Source organism: Variovorax sp. 01N425 (genome assembly GCF_056399465.1).
Window position 1 is genome coordinate 379,499 of the sequence record NZ_JBFTRJ010000004.1, and the last position, 20,241, is coordinate 399,739.

Annotated in this window: 16 protein-coding genes; 4 read left to right on the forward strand and 12 right to left on the reverse strand. The window is 69.6% G+C overall.

Going from position 1 to position 20,241, the window contains the following annotated elements; translation table 11 throughout:
* Positions 1–34: 34 nt before the first annotated feature.
* From AC1DSC_RS09585 to AC1DSC_RS09595, 3 genes are all read left to right on the forward strand, one after another.
* The gene (locus tag AC1DSC_RS09585) at positions 35–1,573 is read left to right on the forward strand and encodes a mannose-1-phosphate guanylyltransferase/mannose-6-phosphate isomerase (RefSeq protein WP_012748298.1); all 1,539 of its coding nucleotides are present in this window, start codon (positions 35–37) and stop codon (positions 1,571–1,573) included.
* A gap of 29 nt (positions 1,574–1,602) precedes the next feature.
* Positions 1,603–2,202 carry a hypothetical protein gene (locus tag AC1DSC_RS09590; RefSeq protein ID WP_012748299.1) on the forward strand — a complete coding sequence of 200 codons (600 nt, stop codon included), beginning with the start codon at positions 1,603–1,605 and terminating at the stop codon, positions 2,200–2,202.
* A 93-nt stretch (positions 2,203–2,295) separates the two neighbouring features.
* Positions 2,296–2,526: a hypothetical protein gene (locus AC1DSC_RS09595; protein ID WP_012748300.1), complete on the forward strand. Its 231-nt coding sequence runs from the start codon at positions 2,296–2,298 to the stop codon at positions 2,524–2,526.
* An 11-nt stretch (positions 2,527–2,537) separates the two neighbouring features.
* On the opposite strand, the gene AC1DSC_RS09600 is transcribed toward AC1DSC_RS09595, so the two are convergent.
* From AC1DSC_RS09600 to AC1DSC_RS09620, 5 genes are all read right to left on the reverse strand, one after another.
* Positions 2,538–3,470, reverse strand: coding sequence for a hypothetical protein (locus tag AC1DSC_RS09600; protein WP_012748301.1), 933 nt, complete (start codon positions 3,468–3,470; stop codon positions 2,538–2,540).
* A 79-nt stretch (positions 3,471–3,549) separates the two neighbouring features.
* Complete coding sequence (locus AC1DSC_RS09605) at positions 3,550–6,906, reverse strand: error-prone DNA polymerase (protein ID WP_012748302.1); 3,357 nt, start codon at positions 6,904–6,906, stop codon at positions 3,550–3,552.
* Positions 6,899–8,248 (reverse strand): Y-family DNA polymerase, encoded by a 1,350-nt coding sequence (locus AC1DSC_RS09610; RefSeq protein WP_278876615.1) that lies wholly within the window; start codon positions 8,246–8,248, stop codon positions 6,899–6,901. The genes AC1DSC_RS09605 and AC1DSC_RS09610 overlap by 8 nt, the downstream gene beginning before the upstream one ends.
* Positions 8,217–9,023, reverse strand: a complete 807-nt coding sequence (gene imuA / locus AC1DSC_RS09615) for a translesion DNA synthesis-associated protein ImuA (RefSeq protein WP_478131802.1) — start codon at positions 9,021–9,023, stop codon at positions 8,217–8,219. The genes AC1DSC_RS09610 and imuA overlap by 32 nt, the downstream gene beginning before the upstream one ends.
* Before the next feature lie 117 nt (positions 9,024–9,140).
* Positions 9,141–10,682: a WD40/YVTN/BNR-like repeat-containing protein gene (locus AC1DSC_RS09620; RefSeq protein WP_012748305.1), complete on the reverse strand. Its 1,542-nt coding sequence runs from the start codon at positions 10,680–10,682 to the stop codon at positions 9,141–9,143.
* Between the two features lie 214 nt (positions 10,683–10,896).
* Between AC1DSC_RS09620 and AC1DSC_RS09625 the strand changes: the two genes are divergently transcribed.
* Positions 10,897–11,868: an aldo/keto reductase gene (locus AC1DSC_RS09625; RefSeq protein WP_012748306.1), complete on the forward strand. Its 972-nt coding sequence runs from the start codon at positions 10,897–10,899 to the stop codon at positions 11,866–11,868.
* Positions 11,869–11,881: 13 nt separating this feature from the next.
* On the opposite strand, the gene AC1DSC_RS09630 is transcribed toward AC1DSC_RS09625, so the two are convergent.
* The 7 genes from AC1DSC_RS09630 to AC1DSC_RS09660 form a co-directional block, all read right to left on the reverse strand.
* Positions 11,882–12,847 carry a Bug family tripartite tricarboxylate transporter substrate binding protein gene (locus AC1DSC_RS09630; RefSeq protein WP_012748307.1) on the reverse strand — a complete coding sequence of 322 codons (966 nt, stop codon included), beginning with the start codon at positions 12,845–12,847 and terminating at the stop codon, positions 11,882–11,884.
* A 12-nt stretch (positions 12,848–12,859) separates the two neighbouring features.
* Positions 12,860–13,987 (reverse strand): porin, encoded by a 1,128-nt coding sequence (locus tag AC1DSC_RS09635; protein WP_478131803.1) that lies wholly within the window; start codon positions 13,985–13,987, stop codon positions 12,860–12,862.
* 116 nt (positions 13,988–14,103) lie between these two features.
* Complete coding sequence (gene ilvD, locus AC1DSC_RS09640; protein WP_369663084.1) at positions 14,104–15,801, reverse strand: dihydroxy-acid dehydratase; 1,698 nt, start codon at positions 15,799–15,801, stop codon at positions 14,104–14,106.
* A complete protein-coding gene (locus AC1DSC_RS09645) occupies positions 15,798–16,250 on the reverse strand; it encodes an aconitase X swivel domain-containing protein (RefSeq protein ID WP_012748310.1) in 453 nt (150 codons plus the stop codon). Before AC1DSC_RS09645 ends, ilvD begins: the two co-directional genes overlap by 4 nt.
* 211 nt (positions 16,251–16,461) lie before the next feature.
* Entirely contained in the window at positions 16,462–17,757 is a 1,296-nt protein-coding gene (locus tag AC1DSC_RS09650; protein WP_012748311.1) for an aconitase X, read from the reverse strand.
* Positions 17,758–17,801: 44 nt separating this feature from the next.
* Entirely contained in the window at positions 17,802–18,644 is an 843-nt protein-coding gene (locus tag AC1DSC_RS09655; RefSeq protein WP_012748312.1) for an IclR family transcriptional regulator, read from the reverse strand.
* A 69-nt stretch (positions 18,645–18,713) separates the two neighbouring features.
* Entirely contained in the window at positions 18,714–20,165 is a 1,452-nt protein-coding gene (locus tag AC1DSC_RS09660) for an FAD-dependent oxidoreductase (protein ID WP_012748313.1), read from the reverse strand.
* Positions 20,166–20,241: the final 76 nt, after the last annotated feature.

Here is a 20,241-nt window from a genome sequence, read left to right on the forward strand (position 1 = left end):
AGAAGCGCCCACCACACTTCACGAGGATGACGCCATGACCACCCCCACCATCCACCCCGTCGTGCTGTGCGGCGGCAGCGGCACGCGCCTGTGGCCTCTTTCGCGCAAGACCCTGCCCAAGCAGTTCGCACCGCTGATCGGCAACAAGAGCCTGCTGCAGCTGACGCTGGAGCGCCTGTGCAGCCTCAACCGCGACATCACCTGCGTGGCATCGGAAGACCACCGCTTCCTGGTGCGCGAGGCGGTCGACAAGGCCGGCGCCACCGGCCGCCAGATCCTGGAGCCGGTGGCACGCAACACGGCGGCCGCCATGGCCGCGGCGGCGCTGCGCGCAGGGCCTGACGACCTGCTGCTGTTCGCGCCGGCCGACCACCACATTCCCGACACCGCGCTTTTCGCGCACACGGTGCGAAGCGGCATCGACGCGGCGCTGGCCGGGCGCATCGTGACCTTCGGCGTGGCGCCCAGCTTCGCGAGCACGGCCTATGGCTACATCGAGGCCGGCGCGCCCGCGGCCGACGGCCACAGCCACGCCGTGGTGCGCTTCGTGGAAAAGCCCACGGCCGCCGTGGCCGAGTCGCTGATCCTGCACGGCGGCTACTGCTGGAATGCCGGCATCTTCCTGGCGCGCGCCGACATCCTCGTTGCGGCGCTGCGCACGCATGCGCCCGACATCCTCGAGGCCTGCGAACGCGCCACCGCCGCCATCACGGCCGACGGCAGCTTCGACCGGCTGGACCGCGAGGCCTTCGAGGCCTGCCGCAGCGACAGCATCGACTATGCGGTGCTCGAAAAGCACGACGCCATCTCGGTCGTCAAGTTCAACGGCAACTGGAGCGACGTCGGCAGCTGGAACGCGGTGGCCACGCTGCACCCGCAGGACGGCAGCGGCAACCGCCTGAGCGGCAACGCCAGCGCGCTGCGTTCGAGCGACACCTTCATCCACGCGCCGCACCGCCGCGTGGTGGCGCTGGGCACGCGCGGCCTGATCATCGTGGACACGCCCGATGCCGTGCTGGTGGCGGGCGCGGACTGCGCCGAGCAGGTCGGCGAGGTGGTGCGGATGCTCGCGGCCGAAGGCCAGGCCGAGGCCACCGAACACCGGCGCGTGGTGCGCCCCTGGGGCGCCTACGACAAGCTCGACTTCGGCGAGCGCTTCCAGGTGAAGCGGCTCACCGTCAAGCCCGGCGCCAAGCTGTCGCTGCAGATGCACCACCACCGCGCCGAGCACTGGATCGTGGTGCAGGGCACGGCCAAGGCCACCTGCGACGGGCAGGTCACGCTGGTGCGCGAGAACGAATCCATCTACCTGCCGCTGGGCGCCATCCACCGGCTGGAGAACCCGGGCAAGACGATGCTCGAAGTGATCGAGGTGCAGACCGGCGGCTACCTGGGCGAGGACGACATCGTGCGCTTCGACGACACCTATGGCCGCTGCCCTTCGCTCAAGGCGCGTGGCGGCGATGCATTGCCGCTGCCGGATGCCGCCGTGGCCGCCGTGGCCGCCGCGGCCTCGGTGCCCGTGGTGGCTGCCATGCCGGTGGCCGCGCCGCAGCTGGCGCCCGCCCCGTAGCACCGCACGGCCATCACGCAGCATCCGCCGTGACCAAGCTCTGGCCTGCGCTGCTGGCCGCCGCCCTGCTCTCGGGCTGCGCGGCGCCCGGCACCACGCTGCCGGCCACGCCCGCAGCGACGGCGCCCGCCGCCGGTGCGGTGGCGTGGCAGTACGTGCGCTCGACCTGGCACGAAGCGCGGCTGCCGGGCATGGGCGTGAGCCACCGCTACGAGAGCAGCATCGGCTGGGTCGACGTCTACCTGTACGACCTGAAGCAGGGCCACTGGCAGGCCGGTATCGACGACCCGCGCTTCGCAGCGCAGTTCGAGTCTTCCGTGAACGAGGTCCGGCTCGCGGTGGCGCGCGGCCTCTATGCCGAAGTGGAGGTCGGCCCCATCACCGACGTGCGGATCGAGGGGCAGGACTTTCGCCGCGTGAGCCTGCGCATCGTGCATGCCGTCACGCGCAAGGCCTACGAGTCGTTCACCTTTCTCACGGCCCGCAACGGCCGGCTGCTGAAGTACCGCATGTCCTTCGACACGCCGGCACCGGCCAACGTGGACGCCATTGCGCGCGAGTTCATCGAGCGCAACCTGCGCAGCGGGCCCGACATGCCGAGGGCCGCGCGGCCGCTCTTCGATACCTGAGCTGCCCTCCGCGCACCGCAAAAATACTGTTCTTTTGTACAGTGTTTCCTCTAGAATTACTCGTCTCCAAGAGCAAACATTCAAGGCGACACCATGACCACCGCCAGCCCGCCGGCGTCCTCAGCGCGAATCCTGTTTTTCTCGCCGCTGCGGCGTTCGCAGCCGCGCCAGCCCGTGGGCCGGGTCTCGACCTGGCCCTTTCGCGTGGCCACCGAAAAAGACCGCGACGGCGGCGGCCTTCCTGGCGATGGCAACGAGGTGCGCATGCATGCGGCGCGCGTGCTGCGCACCACGGCCGAGCACTGGTGGCCGCCGGCCGGCTGAATGGAGATTGCCTAGGCGCCGGGCTCGCCCAGCAGGTCCTGCGCGTCGTCGTCGAAGCCCGCGATCGGCTGGGCCTTGGCCAGCGCGAGCCACACGCCGAACGGAATGCGATCGAAGGCGCGGTGCACGGCGGCGCGCGCCACCACCAGCCTTTCGCCTTCGAGCACGAGCACGCCGCACTCTGGCGGAATCTCGTCGGGCGAGGCAATGCAGCGGCCGCGCGCATCGTTGCCCAGCACGTACCAGCACTCGCCGCCCAGGTCGAGGTAGGCCGCGCGCTTGTCGGGCTTGCGCAGGTCGCCCAGCAGGTCGGCGCGGCTCACCTTCACCTCGTGCACGATGGGGTGCGCATAGGCCTCGACGCTGGTATTGCGGATCGAGAACACGTCGGGCCTGGCGATGCACCAGCGCGGCTTGCCGCCCTCTTCGAGCGGCGGCAGGCGTGCCCGCAGGCCGAGGCCGCGCCAGGCGATGCGGCCGCCGCGCGTCATTTCGCGCGCCACGCGCTCGACCAGCGACTCGTGCGGCGAGAGCGCCGCGCGGTTGAGGGTGAGCGTGGTGGCAATGCGCGCAATGCCGGCATCGGTCACGCGCAGGGTCTCGTGGCCATGCGGCGTGCGCACGCGCTCGAGGAACCCGCCCGCGAGCAGCTCGACCTCGATGGCGTCGCAGCAGGGCCAGCCCGCCGAACGGTAGATCTCGCGCAGCCGCCGCGCATGCAGCTTGCCGAACGGCACCTCGCCGGCCTTCTGCATGGGCGGCGGAGGATCGATCACGGGCCGCGGAAAACCGGGGTCGGTGAACGGCGGCTCCACGGGCGGCGGATCGCCCTCGGGCGGGGGCCCGGGCGGCGGTGGCGGCGGCACGGGAATGGGCACGTCGGGTGCGGGCGGCGGCGGGCCGATCGGCGTGTCGACGACGGGATCGAGGGCGAGTGCGGGCATGGGAGAAACAGGTTAGCTAAAAGTCGTGGGGCGCGCGAGACATGGAACGATCGGTTGCATTCGATTGCCCTGCCCTCAATCAATGGAAGTCGCGGCTGGTGTTGCTCTGCGCCAGCCGGCCCATGAGCGGCGTCAGGTCCTTGAAGCCGGTGGCGATCAGGTGCTGCACCTTGCCGCCGCTGTCGTCGTCGCGCTGCCAGGTGCCCTGCACCGCGAGCAGGTGCGACTTCAGCAGCGGCTCGCGCCAGGCCTCGATGACATGGCTCCAGACGATCACGTTGACGTTGCCGGTCTCGTCCTCGAGCGTGACGAAGATGGTGCCGTTGGCAGTGCCCGGGCGCTGGCGGCCCTTGACGATGCCGCAGGCGCGCACGGTCTGGCCGCTGGGCTGCGCGCGCAGCTGCTCCGCGCTCATGAGCTTCATGCGCGCGAGGCGCGGGCGCAGCAGCGCGAGCGGATGGCGGCGCAGCGTGAGGCCGAGCGCGGCGTAGTCGCCGACGATCTCCTCGCCCTCGGGCGCCGCGGGCAGCTGCAGCACCGGCTCGTTGATCGGCACGCCCTTGAGCAGGGCCGGCGAGCGCCGCTGCGCGGTGGCGTCCCACACCTGCTGGCGGCGGTGGCCCGACAGCGACATCAGCGCATCGGCCGCGGCCAGCGCCGCCATGTCCTTGCCGTCGAGCTCGGCGCGCAGCGCGAGGTCTTCGGTGCTGGTGAAGGGCGCCTGGGCGCGCGCTTCGAGCAGGCGCTTGGCGCCCTCCTTGCTGAGGCTCGAAATGCGGTTCAGGCCAAGCCGCACCGCAGGCTGGTTCTCGCGGCCGAGGCGATCGGCATAGCGCGCATCGGTGCCCGGCGGCATGCGCGGCGCATCAGGGGCGCGGGCTTCGAGCGTGGTGTCGATGTCGCTGCAGGTCACGTCGGCCGGCCGCACCTCGACGCCGTGCCGCCGCGCATCCTGCACCAGCTGCGAGGGGCTGTAGAAGCCCATCGGCTGCGAGTCGAGCAGCGCCGCCAGGAAGCAGGCCGGCTCGTAGTTCTTGAGCCAGCTGCTCACGGTGACCAGCAGCGCAAAGCTCGCGGCGTGGCTTTCGGGAAAGCCGTAGTCGCCGAAGCCGAGGATCTGCTTGAAGATGGCTTCGGCGAACTCGGCCTTGTAGCCGTGGTCGGTCATGCCCTTCACGAGCTTGTGGTGGAACTTCTCGAGGCCGCCCTTGCGCTTCCATGCCGCCATCGCGCGGCGCAGCTGGTCGGCCTCGTCGGCGGTGAACCTGGCCGCGATCATCGCGATCTGCATCACCTGCTCCTGGAAGATCGGAATGCCCAGCGTGCGCTCCAGCGCGGGCTTGAGTTCTTCCTTCTCGTAATGGATCTCCAGGCCCTTGGCCACCCGCTCGCGCTGCTTGAGGTAGGGATGCACCATGCCGCCCTGGATGGGCCCGGGCCGCACGATCGCGACCTCGATCACCAGGTCTTCATAGCAGCGCGGCTTGAGCCGCGGCAGCATCGACATCTGCGCCCGGCTCTCGATCTGGAACACGCCGATGGTGTCGGCGTCGCAGATCATGTCGAACACCTTCTGGTCGTCGTTGGGGATGTGGTGCATCTGCACCATCGAGCCGCGCCAGCGGTTCATGTGGTCGAGCCCGCGCCGTATCGCGCTGAGCATGCCGAGCGCGAGCACGTCGACCTTGAGCATGCCCATGGCTTCGAGGTCGTCCTTCTCCCACTGGATGACGGAGCGGTCCTTCATGGACGCCTTCTCGACCGGCACCAGCCGCGTGAGCCGGGTGTGCGTGAGCACGAAGCCGCCCACGTGCTGGCTCAGGTGGCGCGGAAAGCCCTTGAGCCGCCGCGTCATCTCGATCCACTGCACCAGCTTGAGCTCGTCTTCCTGCACGCCGACGCGCGCGGCCGCCTTGAACAGCTGCTCGCCCAGCACGGTGTCATCGAACCAGTAGTGGTCCTTGGCGAATTCGTCGATCAGCCGCTCGTCGATGCCCATGGCCTTGCCCACGTCGCGCAAGGCGCTGCGGGCGCGGTAGCAGATCACGACGGCCGCGATGGCCGCTCGTTCGCGGCCGTACTTCTGGTAGATGTACTGGATGACTTCCTCGCGCCGCTGGTGCTCGAAGTCGACGTCGATGTCGGGCGGCTCGTGGCGGTGGCGGCTCAGGAAGCGCTCGAACAGCAGGTGGCCTTTTTCTGGATTGATCGCGGTGATGCCCAGGCAATAGCAGACCGCCGAATTGGCCGAGGAACCGCGGCCCTGGCAGAGGATGCTCTGCGACCTGGCGAAGCGCACGATGTCTTCCACCGTGAGAAAGAACATCTCGTACTTCATCTCGACGATCAGCGCGAGTTCCTTCTCGAGCTGCGCCCGCACCTTGTCCGGGATGCCCTCCGGAAAACGCACCTGCGCCCCTTCCCACGTCTTGCGCACCAGCGTCTCGGCCGGCGTTTCGCTGCTGCCCACGGTTTCGAGCGGGTACTTGTAGTTCTCGCGGATCACCTCGGGATCGAAGCGGCAGCGTTCGGCCACCACCAGCGTGTTCGCGAGCATCCGGGGCAGATAGAGCTCGGCCAGCCGCACGCGCTGCCGCAGGTGCCGCTCGGCATTGGACTGCAGCGCAAAGCCGCACTCGGCCACCGTCTTTCCTTCGCGCACGGCCGTCAGCACGTCGTGCAGCGGCTTGGCGGAGCGCGCATGCATGTGCACGTCGCCGGCTGCCACCAGCGGCACGCCCGTCTGCTCGCCCGCCTGCATCAGCGCGGCGAACCAGAGATCGTCGTCGAGCTCGTTGAGCATTTCCACCGCGAGCCACAGGTTGCCTGCGTAAAGCGCCTTGGCAGCCAGCAGGTCTTCATGCAGCGTGGCCGCGTCCACGGCGGCGCCCGGCTCGCGGTGCGGCACGAAGAGAACCTGGCAGTCCTGCAGCGAGGCCACGTCGCTGTGCTCCCAGCTCACGCGGTACTCGCCCTTGGGCAGCTCGGTGTTGCGCGCGGCCGTGATGAACTCGCAGAGGTTGCCCCAGCCTTCGGTGCCGTTCGCGATCACCACCAGCCTGAAGCGCTCGAAGCGGAACTCGCTGCCGAACAGCAGCCGGAAACCGGGGTTGCGCGGCAGCGGTGGTTCGCCTGGATGCTCGCGCTCGTATTCCTCGAGCTTGGCCGGCAGGTCGCGCAGGCAGACGTGCGCGCGCACGATGCCCGCCACCGAGCATTCGTCGGTGATGGCCAGCGCGGTGTAGCCGAGCTGGTAGGCGCGCTCGACCAGTTCCTCGGGCGTGGAGGCGCCGCGCTGAAAGCTGAAGTTGCTGAGGCAGTGCAGCTCGGCGTAGTCGGGCAGCGTGGGCGCAGGCTTCTTGCGCAAAGGCAAGGGCAGCGCATGCACCTTGGCCGAGTTGCGCCCGCGCAGCTGCTTTTCGCTGAGGTCAGGCATAGAACCCCTGCAGGTACCAGCGCACCTCGGCCGGAGAAAAACGCGCCGAGGGCCGCTCGCGAAAGATCCACACCAGGCCGGCCTCGGGGCTTTCCGCCACGTAGTAGTCGCGCATCGCGGGCTGGCCGCCGTCTTCCTTGCCGCCCCACCAGCCCGCCTCGATGCGCTGCGGCCCGACCAGCTTGCGCAGCGGGCCGCGGTAGCACGGGCTTTCGCCATCCATCTCGAGCAGCAGCGGTTCGGGCAGCAGCCAGGGCGGGTAGATGGCATCGGGCTGCAAGGCCGCGGCCCTCGCTTGCCTGCCGGCCTTGTCCGCCGGCGCCTTGTCCTGCTGCAGCGCGGGGCGCCAGGCCTGCTTGCGCTCGGGCCGGTGGTCGGCCTGCGCCGCGGGCACCACCACCTGGTGCGCTCCGAGCCGCACGCTGAGCCGCTCGACCATCTCGTGCAGCTTGTCGCCCTTGCGGTTGTCCTCGGGCAGGAAGCTGGTGCTGGCGCCGGCCCACGGATCGGTTTCGAGCGTGCGCAGCCGCAGCCAGCTCGCGGGCGCCGCGAGCGTGGTGAGGGCGAGCTTTTCGGACAGCAGGCGGCGCAGGTGCGCCATGTCCTGCGTGGGCTCGGCCGTGCGCACCGTGACCTGCTGGTGCGGCGGCAGGTTCACGCCGTTGAAGCGCTTGAGGTCGAGCGTCCATTGCAGTTCGAGCGCACGCGCGCCGCGCTGGCGCGCGCGCAGCCAGATCTGCAGCGCCGCGAGCAAACGGTTGGCCGACCACATCAATTCGGGCGCGGTCTCGGCCAGCGCGGGCAGCTCCAGCTTCTGCTCGAACACGTCGGGCAGCGTGAGCCAGTCGTGGCTTTCGGGGGAGAGGCCCCAGGCGGTGTCGAGCGCCTTGCGCAGTTCCGCGCCGAAGCGCCGCGTGAGGCCGCCGCGCGGCAGGGCCGCCACCTCGCCCCAGGTGCGGCAGCCCAGGCGCGCGAGCAGGTCGAGGTGGGGGTGCGCGGCCGTCAGCGTGTCCAGCGGCAGGCCGGCGGGAATGTCCTTGGGCCGGTTCTCGTTGCGCTCGAACAGGCGCAGCCGCGCCAGCGCGATCGGGCTCGTGGCGCCCTGCGCGCCGCGCATCACGGCACCGGGCGCGGGGTTCTCGTGGGCCAGCTGGCGCATCAGCGACGAGCGCCCGCCCCACAGCCGCTCGCAGGCCGAGACCTCGAGCATCAGCGCCTCGTCCTGCCAGGCGACGTGCGGCGTGTAGCGCAGCGCCCACCAGCCCAGCGCCTCGGGCGTGGGAAGCACCGGGGCATCGGGCGCGTCGGCATCAAGCGACCACCGCAACGCGATCCAGTGCATTCCCGTTTCCTTTCCACGCGTCGATGCGCACCACGGTGGCCGACCCCGCGGCCTCGGCGGCCGGCGCCGTGCCCTGCTGCTGCAGCCGCAGCTTGCGGCGCAGCCGGGCGGCGGCCAGCAACGCGGCCATGCGCTCGTTGCGCGCGGGCAGCATCACGGGCGCGGCCAGCGGCGGTCCGCGGCGCTTCAGGATGCGCAGTTCGCTCTGCGATGCATCGGCCTCGCAGCTTTCCACCTGGAGGCGCAGCCGCGCCGGCGATGCGCCCTGCGCGGCCGATGCGGGCCGGCACACGAAGAGCAGCACGTCGTGCTGGGCGGCCGCCAGCTGCAGCCGGCGCAGCTCGCCCACCCGGGCCTGCGGCAGCCAGGCCAGCACGGCGGACACGTCGGCGCAGCGCAGCGCCTGCTCGCAGGCCCACAGCCGCGCGGCCGGCGCATCGCTGCGCACCCACATCAGCGCCTCCACCGGCAGCCCCTGCGCCGCGAGCGCCGCCGCGCAGGGCTCGTAGGGCGCGCCGACCAGCACCACCGGCCCGCCGTGCGCCTGCACCGCCTGCGCCAGCGCGGGCAGCAGCAGGCGCCAGACATGCGCCTCGGGCGCGGTCTGCAGCAGTTCCGTCATGGCGCCGACCGGCCAGCCGCCGCCCGGCAGCTGCGCGTCGAGCGCGGCATGGCCGGTGGCAACCACCTGCGCGTCGGCCAGGCCGAGCTCGTCGGCATGCCAGACGCCACGCCCCGCGGCAGCGGAAAAGGAGTCGAGGAAAGGGAGGCCCATGATTGAATCGTTAACTGTATTTTTATACAGTATTCCGATCCTCGCAAGGCAATGGAAATCCCGCCCTTCGAACAGTGGCCTATGCCCCGTGCGGCGCGCCTTCGCCCGGCGCCTGGCTCAGTTGTCCTTGACGATCTTCCAGCTCTTTCCTTCGTCCGTGGACCGCACGATCAGGTTTTCGGGCAGAAAGGCGATCAGAGAGCCATCGGCCCGGTCCACCATCATCTGGCGCACGGCGTAGGGATTCGTCATTCCCGGCGAGCTGCCGGTCTGTGACCAGCTCCTGCCGCCGTCCCGCGTGGTCATCAATCCCAGCTTTCCGGGCATCAGGCTGGGGGCGACAGGGCCCACCGCATATGCCGTCTGCCGGTCCTTGAAGGCGATCGTCACGACGAAACGGCTGGTGTCGAGATCGGCCCAGGTTTGCCCCCAATCGGGCGAAAGCAAGGTGGTTTTTGTCATCACCACCGTCTGGGACACCAGGGTGCCGTCGGGCAAGGCATTCACGTCGAGGGTGGAGCGACCATTGCTGGAGCGAAACAGCGTGCGGCCATCGGTGGCATGGAGGTCGCCGTTGGGCATCATCACGCCCGCGCGCTCCGGCTGGCCGAAGCTCATGCTGCGCTGCCATGGCACGTTGATCGAGCGGGAATCGGAAAACTCTCCGAGCTTTTGCCACACGCCGGCATCAAGATCCTTCGAGGCGTAGACGGTCCAGAGGCTGTCGCGGCGCGAGATCGCAACCACGCCCCCGTCGCGCATCGGCTGCGCCAGTTGGATCAGCCCGTCATCGGGCGGTACCAGGCTCTTCCAAGTCAACCCCTCGTCGGAAGAGTGGCGCAGAAGGCCTTCCTCGCCCGCTGCCAGCAGCCCGCCGCGGTAGGGGCGGACCGAGAGCACCTCGCGCCAGGAACCCACGTCGAGTTCCTTCCAACGGCTCTCTCCGCTCTTGCGCCACAGCACCTTCCCGAGCTTGCTGCCGGCCATGAATTCGCCGTCGGCCGTCTGCGTCAGGCCATGCCAGATGGACGCCAGGCGCTTGACCTGCGGCGCCAACGCAGCGCGGCGGTCGAGATCGAGCGTGGGAACGAAGCCATGCTGCGGACGGCCGCGGGTCTGCGCCGCCAATGCGGGATACAAGGTCTCGAAGGTCTTCTGCAGCTCAGCCTCCGGTGGCACATAGGCAACGACAAAGCGCGTGCCCAGGCGCGGCTGGATCAACAGCGTTCCAAGCAGCGTGACTTCGCCGCGCACCACGTCGAAGCTGCCGAACTTCGCATCGATGGGATAGAAGTAGCTCATGTTGCCACTCGCACCGGTGATGCTCTTGATGATGTAGCGCCCGGGCGCGACCATGCCGCTGAACACAGCGGTGGTGTAGGTGGCCTTGCGCGTGCGCGTCAGCACCACGATGTCGCGCCCGGTCTGCTTTTCACCGGACTCGAGCACGCGCTCGAGGCGCACGGCCGACAGCGTCTCCGCCGGGTCGGTCTCGCCAGGGCTGTTGGTAATCAGTTTCATGACCACCGCCCCCTCCTGCCCCGTGAGGGTCTGCTCGGGTGCGATCGGCGCAGCACTGCATGCAGCCAGCAGCAGTGCAGCCAGCAGCAGCACGAGCCCGTGCAGCAGGCGGGAGATGGAACGGGAGGTCGGATTCATAGATTGGCGATGGCCGGCGGTGCAGCTTGCGCACCGGCCGATGGTGTTCTTGTTGGAAGAGGCAGGCCCTCCGCCTGCGCGAAGCAGCGTAACATTGCGAAACATCCGCGGGCAAGCAATGGAAAGCGCGGTGTTGCATCGGCGCACGCGGTCGAAGCCTCGGTGCTATCGTCATTGCGGCTGCTCGTCCGACGCATGGCGACACCGCGCTTCCATGAAGAACTTCGGCCCGCCCGCTTTCTCGCCAGTTCCGTTTTTCGACGCGCGCTTGAACCGCGCACGCTTCCTGCAGCTTGTTGCAGTGCTGCCGATGACCTCCGCGATGACCGCGGCGGCACAACACCTGCCAGCCATCACGATGAACACCCGCCCCATCCCCTCCACGCAAGAAGCCCTGCCGGTGGTCGGCTGCGGCACCTGGATCGGCTTCGACCAGCGCCCCGGCAGCGACGAATACCAGCGCCTGCCCGGCGTGCTGGACGCGCTGTTCGCGGCCGGCGGCACGGTGATCGACAGCTCGCCGATGTACGGCCGCTCCGAGGAAACCACCGGCGAGCTGCTGGCCGCCGCAGCGAAGCCGCGCGGGACCAAGGCCTTTCTCGCCACCAAGGTCTGGACCTCGGGCCGCGAGGCCGGCATCGCGCAGATGGAGCAGTCGTTCGCGCGGCTGCGCACCCAGCGCATGGACCTGATGCAGGTGCACAACCTGATGGACTGGAAGACCCACTTGGCCACGCTGCGCAATTGGAAAGAAAAAGGCCGCGTGCGCTACCTCGGCATCACGCACTACACGGCCTCGGCCTACCGCGAAGTCGAGGCCGTGCTGCGCGCCGAGAAGCTCGACTTCCTGCAGATCAACTATTCGCTCGACGCGCGCGAGGCCGAGGAGCGCCTGCTGCCGCTCGCGGCCGAGCGCGGCGTGGCGGTGATCGTCAACATGCCCTTCGGCGGCGGCGGGCTCTTGCGCCGGCTGCGCGACAAGCCGCTGCCCGCCTGGGCCGGCGAGATCGGCTGCGCGAGCTGGGCGCAGGTGCTGCTGAAGTTCGTGCTGAGCCACCCGGCCGTGACCTGCACCATTCCCGGCACCAGCCGCGCCGAGCACATGGCCGACAACGCCGCGGCCGGCGCCGGCGCGTTTCCGGATGCGGCGTTCTGGCGCCGCAATGCAGCTTCGGTCGAGCGCTGAGCCGCCACCGCGGCTATTCGAACTTCACGTTGTGCTGCCGCACGGTGGCGCCGAAGGCCTCGTACTGCGCGCGGAAGAATTCGGCGAATTTCGCGGGACTCATGCCGTAGCCCTCGAAGCCCTGCTGCACCAGCTGCGTATGCACCTCGGGCCGCTTGAGCGTGTTCTGCAGTTCCTGCGACAGCTTGTCGGTGATGGCCTGCGGCAGCCCCGGCGGCCCGAAGAAGCCGGCCCAGGGCGTGATGGTGAGCTTGCCCAGTCCGAGCTCGCCGCCCGTGGGCACGTCGGGCAGCAAGGCGCTGCGCTGCGGCAGCAGCGTGGCCAGCGCGCGGATGCGCCCTTCCTTCACGAAGCCCGGCGCCAGCGTGCCGGTGGTGAACATCATATGGATCTGCCCGCTCAGCAGGTCGGTCATGGCCTGCATGTCGCCCTTGTAGCGCGCGTTGACCACCTTGCGGTCACCGAGCAGCTGCAGCATGGCCAGCTCCGACGCGCTGTTGCTCGAGGCCGAGTTGTAGGCCCCGGGCTTGGCCGCCACCATCGCGAGCAGCTCGTTCACGCTCTTCACCGGCAAGCTGGCCGGCACCACCAAGAACATCGAGAACTGGCCGGCCGAGCTGATCGGCGTGAAGGCCTTGAACGGGTCGTAGGGCGGCGTGGGCCGCAGCGTGGGCGCGGCCACCATCGCGGTGTTGGTGCCCATCAGCAAGGTGTAGCCGTCGGGCTTGGCGGACGAGGTGGCCTGAGCCGCCAGCACGCCGTCGGCGCCCGGGCGGTTCTCCACGATCACCTGCTGGCCGAGCTGCTTGGACAACCCCTCCGCGATGATGCGCGTGAGCGCGTCGGCGCCGCCGCCGGCCGCAAAGCCGACGATCAGGCGCAGCGGCTTGTCCGGATAGCTGCCTTCGGCGCTCCAGGCTGCCGCGCCGGGCAACATCGTCGTTGCAAGGGCCGCAAGGGCCAGGTCTCTGCGTCGCATGAAAGGCTCCTTTCAAAAAAGATGCCGCACACCGAACTCCCAGCCCGACGAGCGCCGCCCGCCCGCCGGCGCCACGCCGCCGCTCACCACGTAGCGCGCCTGGCCGCTGTTCATGAGCCGCGCGTAGGTGCCGTAGAGCGCGGTGCGCTTGGAGAGGTTGTGCACGTAGCCGATGCCGAACTGGCGCGCATCGTCGCGGTTGCGCGGCATGCCGTTGGCATTGCGCAGGCTCTCGTCGCTGCGGTCGTCCAGGTAGGCGTAGCTCAGGCGGATGCGGCCGACCTCGAAGGCCGGAATGTGCACGCCGATCTCGGCCGTGTTCTTGCGCACCGTGCCGGCGGCGAGCTTCACCGTCACCTTGTTGTAGAGCGCGAAGAACTTCGCAAAGCCCGCGTCCCAGGTGCCGCCGATGTTGGCGTGCGTGTAGTTGCCGATGGCGGCGGCGGCGTCGAAGTGCGTGCGCGTGACGGCCGCCGCAATGTCGAACGCGCCCGCGGCAAAGCCGAAGCGCGCACCGGCAAAGTTGCCGTCGTCGCGGTTGGGCGCGGTGGAGTCGTTCTCGCCGGTGCCGATCATCGCCATGCCGTAGAAGCCGCCGAGCCCGGCCGGCAGCCAGTAGCTCACGGTGTTGCTGCCCGTGATGCCGGTGGGCAGCGGCCCGGTGCCCGCGCCCGCGAACGTGAGGTTGCCCGCGCGCGCCACGCCGTTGGCGTTGAAGGGATCGAAGTAGATGCTGTTGTAGTGCGTGGGAATGAAGTCGCGGCCCAGGCGCAGCTCGCCGAACTTCTGGTGCGACAGGCTCACGAAGGACATGCGGTCGAAGGTGATCGGGCCCGCCGCGCCCGCGCCGCTCGCCTGGTTGTTGCTGTTGCTCGGCCGGCCCGTGCCGTTGTCGGGGTTCAGGCTGCCTTCGAGCCAGAAGCCCGCGCGCAGGCCGCCGCCCAGGTCTTCGGTGCCGCGGAATCCGAGCCGGCTGGTCGAAAGGCCGCCGTTCGACAGCGCCTTGACCGAGCCGCCGCCCTCGCCTTTCGTGTACTGCACGCCAAGGTCCACCACGCCGAACACGGTGACGCTGGACTGCGCATGCACCGCGCCGCTGCAGGCCAGCGCCAGCGCCGACCCCATCAAGAATCTCTTCATGTTTTCTTGTCTCCTGCTTCTTCTCTTGGTTGAAAAACTCGGGAACGCGCGCAGGGCTGCGCCACCGGGTGCGCGCGGGGGTGCGCGCCGGTTGGCGAAGGCCGGGTGAAAAAAGCCTAGGGCTCGGGGCGTTCGGTGCGCACCAGCACGGCGCCCTTCGAGAGCGGGCTCACGTTGCGCCGGTACTGCTGCAGCCAGCCGGTGTCGAAGGCCGGCGGCGGCGCCTGCCAGTCGGCGCGGCGGGCGGCAAGTTCCGCATCGGCCAATGCGATGTCGAGGCGGCGCGCATCGAGGTCGATGGTGATCACGTCGCCATTGCGCACGAGGCCGAGCGGCCCGCCGAGCGCGGCCTCGGGCGACACCTCGGCCACCACGAGGCCCTTGCAGACCAGGCCCGAGAGATGCCCGTCGGTCAGGATCGCGACCTGGTCGCCCAGGCCCGCGCCGTCGATCGCGAACACCACGCGCGAGGCGCCGCCGCCCATGGCCGGGCCGCCGCAGGCGCCGGCGCCGCGCATCACCACCACCTGGCCCGGCAAGATCTCGCCCTTCTTGAGCGCCGCGATGGCCGCGTCCGAGGTCCAGAAGCACACGGCCGGGCCCGTGAAGCTGCGCACCTTGCGTTCCACGATGCCGGTCTTGATGAGCCCCGACTCGGGCGCGAGGTTGCCGCGCAGCAGCACGATGGCGGGATGCGGCGCGACCGGGCGCTCGATGGGGCGGATCACCTCGGCGCTGGCGACCTCGGCGCCGCGCAGGTTGTCGGCGACCGTGCCGCCCGTGACGGTGAGCGCACCGGTGTCGAGCAAGGGCGCGAGCTGCTTCATCAGCGCGCGGCAACCGCCCGCCGCCTCGAAGGCCTCGATGCTGTGCTCGCCGATCGGCCGCACGCCGGCCAGCACCGGCGTCTTCGGGCCGAGGCTTTCGAACAGGCCATACACGTCGACGCCGCACTCCCCCTCGGTCGACACGGCCTGCAGGTGCTTGGCCGTGTTGAGCGAGGCGCCGATGGCCAGCACCGCGCGCACCGCATTCGCAAAGGCGCCGGGCGTGAGGATGTCGCGCGGCTTGAGGTCGTCCCACACCATCTGCACGATGCGCGTGCCGGCGGCGCGCACGTCGGCCATCATCTTCGGGCTCAGCGCCGCCACCGGCGCGCTGCCCGGCAAGGCCATGCCGAGCGCCTCGCAGACGATGTGCATCGAGTTGGCCGTGCCCAGGCCCGAGCACACGCCCGGCCCGCGGATTGCCTCGCGGCTCATGCCCACGAGTTCTTCGACCGGCAGGTGGCCCGTGACCGCATGCATCGCGCCGATGAACACTTCCTCGATGTCCATGTGCTTGCCGCGGTACTCGCCGCTGGGCTGGTAGCCGCAGGGCACGAGCAGGGTCGGGATGTTGAGCCGCGCGGCCGCCATGAGCTGGCCCGGCACGGTCTTGTCGCACGAGGTGAGGCACACCATGCCATCGAGCTGCGCGCCTTCGACCGCCACCTCGATGTCGTTGGTCACGAGGTCGCGCGCGCCGAGCATGTAGGCACCGCGCGCACCGGCGCCGGTGATGAAGTCGCTGGGCGCGGCCGTGCGGATCTCGAAGGGCACGCCGCCCGCGGCGCGGATCGCGGTCTTGATTTCCGCCGCCACCTTGTCGAGGTGGCTGAAGCACGCAGCCAGCTCCGACGAGCTGTTGACGATGGCGATCTTCGGCTTCTCGCAATCCTCTTCCGGAATGCCGAGCGCACGCCAGTGCGCGTTGCGCACCGACCAGAGGTACGAGCCGCGCGGGAAGTTGCTGCGCAGGGGTCGGGTGGTCATGGGCGGTCTCCGGGCTTGTTCTTTTTGGTGATCTCGATCACGCCGCGGTCGGCGTCCACGCGCACCCAGTCGCCGGTTGCGATGCAGTCGAGCGGGTCGCGCTCGAAGTCGGTCATCGAGGGCGAATGCGTGACCACGGCGCCGAGCGCCATCTTGGTGGTCATCTCGTTGAACAGGAAGGCTGCGGGCGCCGAGTTCATGAGCCGCGTCATGTGGAACATCGCGGACCAGCCCGACGAGCCCTTGGCGCCTGGAAACACCAGCACCTTGCCCGCGAAGCTCTGGCCGCGCAGCTCGTGCCGCGTCTCGATGACGGTGCCGGTGCGCGGATCGATGCCGCCCCAGCCCGAGATGCGGTCGCGCGTGACGAGCGCCTCGCCTTCGGCGATGCCGCCGACGACCTTGCGGCCGCGGATGACCAGGGTGGATGTGTTGTCGCGTGCATTCATGGTTTTGCTCCTTCCCCTGCCGGGGCTGAGGGCTGCGGCTCCAGTTCCGCCTGCGCGGAACTGGACAGCCCGAAGAGCGGCAGCCTCTGGCTGCCTGCACCGAGGTTGGGATGGGGGCTGGCAGAGCGCTCGATGGATGCGACGCTGGCCCCCACCCCGGCCCTCCCCCGGGAGGGGAGGGAGAAAGACAAAGACATCGCAAGGCTGAAGCTCATTGCATTCCCCCGTTCCAGCGGCCGGTGCACGCCGCATCGATGCACTCCGCCGTGCTGCCGAACCACGCCTGCACGCCGAGGATCGCGGGCAGGTAGTGCGCCTGCTTGGCCGAATCGAGCGCCACGGTCTTCGTGCCCTTGGGCACGGCGCGGCTCATGGCCGAGCAGCTGTCGGTCATGAGGATGCCGCCGGCGTCCTCGATGATCTTCGTGTAGCCGTTGCGGTCGGCCAGCGACTTGATGGCGCGCGGCGTGAAGATCCACAGCTCGCAATCCGGGTGCACGCGGCGGCCCTCGATGAGCTGCGCGGCTTCCCAGATCTGCTCGATGGTGTAGTGCGGGCAGCCGAGCATCACGTACTGCACCTCGGCGTCCTTGCCGGTGGCGTTGATCTTCTCGTAGGTGGCGCGGCGCTCGGCTTCGCCAAAGCGCAGCACCTCCACCGGCGCGCGGCCGCCGAGCGCCTGCTCGAGCGTCAGCGCCTCGGGTGTGATGCCCGCGATGTGGTACATCTCCACGCCGCCCGACGACGATGCCGCCGCGCCGAAGTGCTTGAGCCGCGGCAGGTTGGGCACGCGGGCGATGCCGCGCTTGCTGTGCACCACCGGCACGCGCTCCTGCACATGCTCGCCGATGTAGTAGCCCAGGAGGCCCCAGTCCTGCACCGATTCCACTTCGACGTCGAGCTCGACCACGTGCGTGGCATGCCGGTTCTCGTCGAGGTGGTAGCCCCAGTACGGAATGCGCCCCGTGAGCATGGCGGCGCCGGTGCTCTCGCGGCCTTCGGTGTTGGTGCGCGCACCGAGCACCGAATTGCAATACACCACGGCCGACGATTCCATCCACGCGCAGTGCTCGCCGCGCGTCGGGATGTTGCCGACCTGGTAGGGCGTGCAGGTGTTCATGATCTGCGCGCCCAGGCCTGCCGCATGCCGCTCGCTCTTGTTGTAGAACTGCACGATCTCCTCGCTCACGCCCATGCGCTCGGGCTGGCCGGGGTCGAAGCCCAGCTGCAGGTGGCTCGTGAAGACCTTGAACTTCGGGATCTCGACGGTTTCCTGGCTGTCGAGGCTGAACTCGGAGAACACCGCGTCCATGCCGCCGCCCTTGGCCAGCGCGAAGTCGCGCTGGAACGGCGTGGTCGAGGTGATGGTGGCGCAGACGTTGCGCGTTTCCACCAGCCGCTCGGCGCCGAGCGCTTCGCCGTAGCGCATCAGGAGGTCCATCGCCTTCTGCACGGCCGGCCCGTCGCGGCCGTCCATCATGGCTTTTTCTTCATCGCTCAGGTGCATGGCCTTGTGTCTCCGTTTTTTTATGTCGTGGGGGTCGGCCGGGGCTAGCCCGGCAGAGGCGTCGGCACATGGCCGCCGATGTCGCGCGCAATGGTGAGCGCGATGTCGTGCAGGCGCGGTGCCAGTTCATTGCGCAGGCGCTCCTCGGTGAACACGAAGGCCGCGCCGCCGCCGTTGAGCGCCATCACTTCGCCATCGGGCCCGATGAGCGGCACCGACACCGAGTTGATCTCGCGGTGGAACTCGCCGAGCGAAAGGCAGTAGCCCAGCCGCCGGGCTTCGCCGATGGCGCGCGTCATGCCGGGCGCGATGCTGTCCCACTCGGGGCCGCGCAGGAGGCGCATCGAATCGACCAGCTGGTTGCGCTGCGCCTCGGGCAGCGCCGAAAGATAGGCGCGGCCCAGCGCCGAGTTGGCCAGCGGCGCGCGCGAGCCCACGTCGAGCCGCGCCGACAGCATCGACGAGCGCGGCCGGCAGGCCTCGATCAGCACCATCTCCATGCCGTCGCGTATCGCCAGGTAGACCGAGGCGCCCACCTCCTCGGCCATCGCCTGCATGCTGGGCCGCGCGGCGGCGCGCACGTCGAGGCTGCCGAGGAACACGCGCGACAGCGACACCACGCCGGGCCCGAGCATGAAGCGGTCGGCCACCTGCGCGGCCTTGAGCATGCCCAGCGAGAGCAGCGTGGCGACGAGCCGGTTGACGGTCGGCCGCGGGATGCCGGTCATGCGCGCGATGTCGGCATGGCCCAGCACGGGGCGCGCCTCGCTGAAGCAGCGCAGCACCGAGATGCCGCGCTCCAATGCGCTCACGGTGTCGGCGCGGTCGCCGCGCGCATCGGCGGCATCGGCGGCGGAAAAGGAGGCGTCGTTTTTGTCAGTGGACATGGAGGAACCCTTTGCAAGACTCTGCAATGTAGAGGGCTGGCGAAAGCGCGTCGGCCGGGTTCATGCGACTCAGATCCCGGCTTCGGCCGCGGCCCGCGCCTGCGCGCCCTGCCCGGCGCCGGCGCGCAGGTACACGCCCTGCGCGAGCAGCGCCGACTGCAGCGCACCCACGTCGACGAAGCGCGGTTCGATGCCGCCCCGCGACGCCAGCGCCGCCGCCACGCCCGCGGCCTGGCCGGTGATCCAGCACTGCGGAATCTCGCGCATGAAGCCATGCGAGTTGCGGTCGCACGAGATGTGGCGCCCGCAGGCCAGCAGGCCGTCGAGCTGCTGCGGCACCAGCGCACCGTAGGGAATGGAGATGTTCGGAAACTTGGGCGACACCGCGGGCGTCACGCCCACCTCGTCGGCCAGCGCCACGCCGTCGGGCCACTGGCTGCGCAGCACCGCGCCCACGCCGGAGAGGCGCCGCGCATGGCGCACGCCGATCTGCGGCGCGCTCAGCATCAGGTAGGCCTCCTCGAAGCCCGGCGCATGCGCCTTGAAGTAGTCCAGGTGCGCGGCCATGGCGCGGTGCGAGCGCACTTCGACGGCCGTGAGGTCGTCCACGTCGAGCGCGGAATAGCCCGACTGCCGCGGCCCCATGAACAGCGCCACGTCGTTGCGCCACGAGACGAAGGGCCGCTCGAACAGGCCGCACACTTCGCGCCCGCGCGCCATGAAGGCGCTGAACGCCTCGGGCTGGCCGGCCTTGAATTCGATCCAGCGGTTCATGTCCACGCCGCCGAACAGCCACGAGGTGTTCATGCAGTGGTGCACGTCGGCCTCCTCGATGTCGTTCACGAAAGCCGCGCCGGCGCGCGCGAATAGGTCGCCGTCGCCGGTGGCGTCGACCACCACGTCGGCCATGATCGCCATGCGGCCTTCCTTGCTCTCGAACACCACGCCCTTCACTGTGCCGTCCTGCACGATGGGAATCGCGGCCCACGAGTGGTAGATGAGCTTGACCTTGCGCTCCAGCACGATCTCCTGCGAGAGCAGCTTGAGGCGCTCCGGGTCGATGGTGGGCGACCACGTGACCACGCCGTGGTAGGCGGCCGTGCGCTGCGACCAGTGGGCGGCCTTGGCCGCGTCCTGCGAGCCCCAGTCCTCGCGCGCGGGGCCGGCAATGGCATCGGCCGGCAGGCGGTCGAACAGCTCTTCGGCAAAGCCGCGGATCACGAGCTGGCCTTCCCAGTCGGTCATGCGGTCGATCCAGATCACGAGGCCGCCGGTGGAAAGCCCGCCCAGGTGGTTGTAGCGCTCGAGCAGCGCCACGTCGGCGCCGGCGCGCGCGGCGGCTGCGGCGGCCGCGGTGCCCGACGGCCCGCCGCCCACCACCAGCACGCCGCAGCGGTGATAGACCGGAATGTCCTTGGCGGGCTCGGACCAGGTGCCGTGGTCAGGCCGCTTGACGCGGCTGTCGCGGTCGAAGATGTCGGAGCTGAGGATGCGCTCGTCGGTGCGGACGACAGTTTTCATGGATGAGTGTCTTGGATGGTCTGTTGCATCGTATTTTGATTTCAATGTTCATTTTGTCAAACAAAAAAAGGCTGAA

Excerpts from the sequence above, each read along its gene's own strand:
- AC1DSC_RS09585 (WP_012748298.1), top strand. The coding sequence starts at position 35 with ATGACCACCCCCACCATCCACCCCGTCGTGCTGTGCGGCGGCAGCGGC.
- AC1DSC_RS09595 (WP_012748300.1), top strand. The coding sequence starts at position 2,296 with ATGACCACCGCCAGCCCGCCGGCGTCCTCAGCGCGAATCCTGTTTTTC.
- AC1DSC_RS09600 (WP_012748301.1), bottom strand. The coding sequence starts at position 3,470 with ATGCCCGCACTCGCCCTCGATCCCGTCGTCGACACGCCGATCGGCCCG.
- AC1DSC_RS09605 (WP_012748302.1), bottom strand. The coding sequence starts at position 6,906 with ATGCCTGACCTCAGCGAAAAGCAGCTGCGCGGGCGCAACTCGGCCAAG.
- AC1DSC_RS09610 (WP_278876615.1), bottom strand. The coding sequence starts at position 8,248 with ATGCACTGGATCGCGTTGCGGTGGTCGCTTGATGCCGACGCGCCCGAT.
- imuA (WP_478131802.1), bottom strand. The coding sequence starts at position 9,023 with ATGGGCCTCCCTTTCCTCGACTCCTTTTCCGCTGCCGCGGGGCGTGGC.
- AC1DSC_RS09620 (WP_012748305.1), bottom strand. The coding sequence starts at position 10,682 with ATGAATCCGACCTCCCGTTCCATCTCCCGCCTGCTGCACGGGCTCGTG.
- AC1DSC_RS09625 (WP_012748306.1), top strand. The coding sequence starts at position 10,897 with ATGAAGAACTTCGGCCCGCCCGCTTTCTCGCCAGTTCCGTTTTTCGAC.
- AC1DSC_RS09630 (WP_012748307.1), bottom strand. The coding sequence starts at position 12,847 with ATGCGACGCAGAGACCTGGCCCTTGCGGCCCTTGCAACGACGATGTTG.
- AC1DSC_RS09635 (WP_478131803.1), bottom strand. The coding sequence starts at position 13,987 with ATGAAGAGATTCTTGATGGGGTCGGCGCTGGCGCTGGCCTGCAGCGGC.
- ilvD (WP_369663084.1), bottom strand. The coding sequence starts at position 15,801 with ATGACCACCCGACCCCTGCGCAGCAACTTCCCGCGCGGCTCGTACCTC.
- AC1DSC_RS09645 (WP_012748310.1), bottom strand. The coding sequence starts at position 16,250 with ATGAATGCACGCGACAACACATCCACCCTGGTCATCCGCGGCCGCAAG.
- AC1DSC_RS09650 (WP_012748311.1), bottom strand. The coding sequence starts at position 17,757 with ATGCACCTGAGCGATGAAGAAAAAGCCATGATGGACGGCCGCGACGGG.
- AC1DSC_RS09655 (WP_012748312.1), bottom strand. The coding sequence starts at position 18,644 with ATGTCCACTGACAAAAACGACGCCTCCTTTTCCGCCGCCGATGCCGCC.
- AC1DSC_RS09660 (WP_012748313.1), bottom strand. The coding sequence starts at position 20,165 with ATGAAAACTGTCGTCCGCACCGACGAGCGCATCCTCAGCTCCGACATC.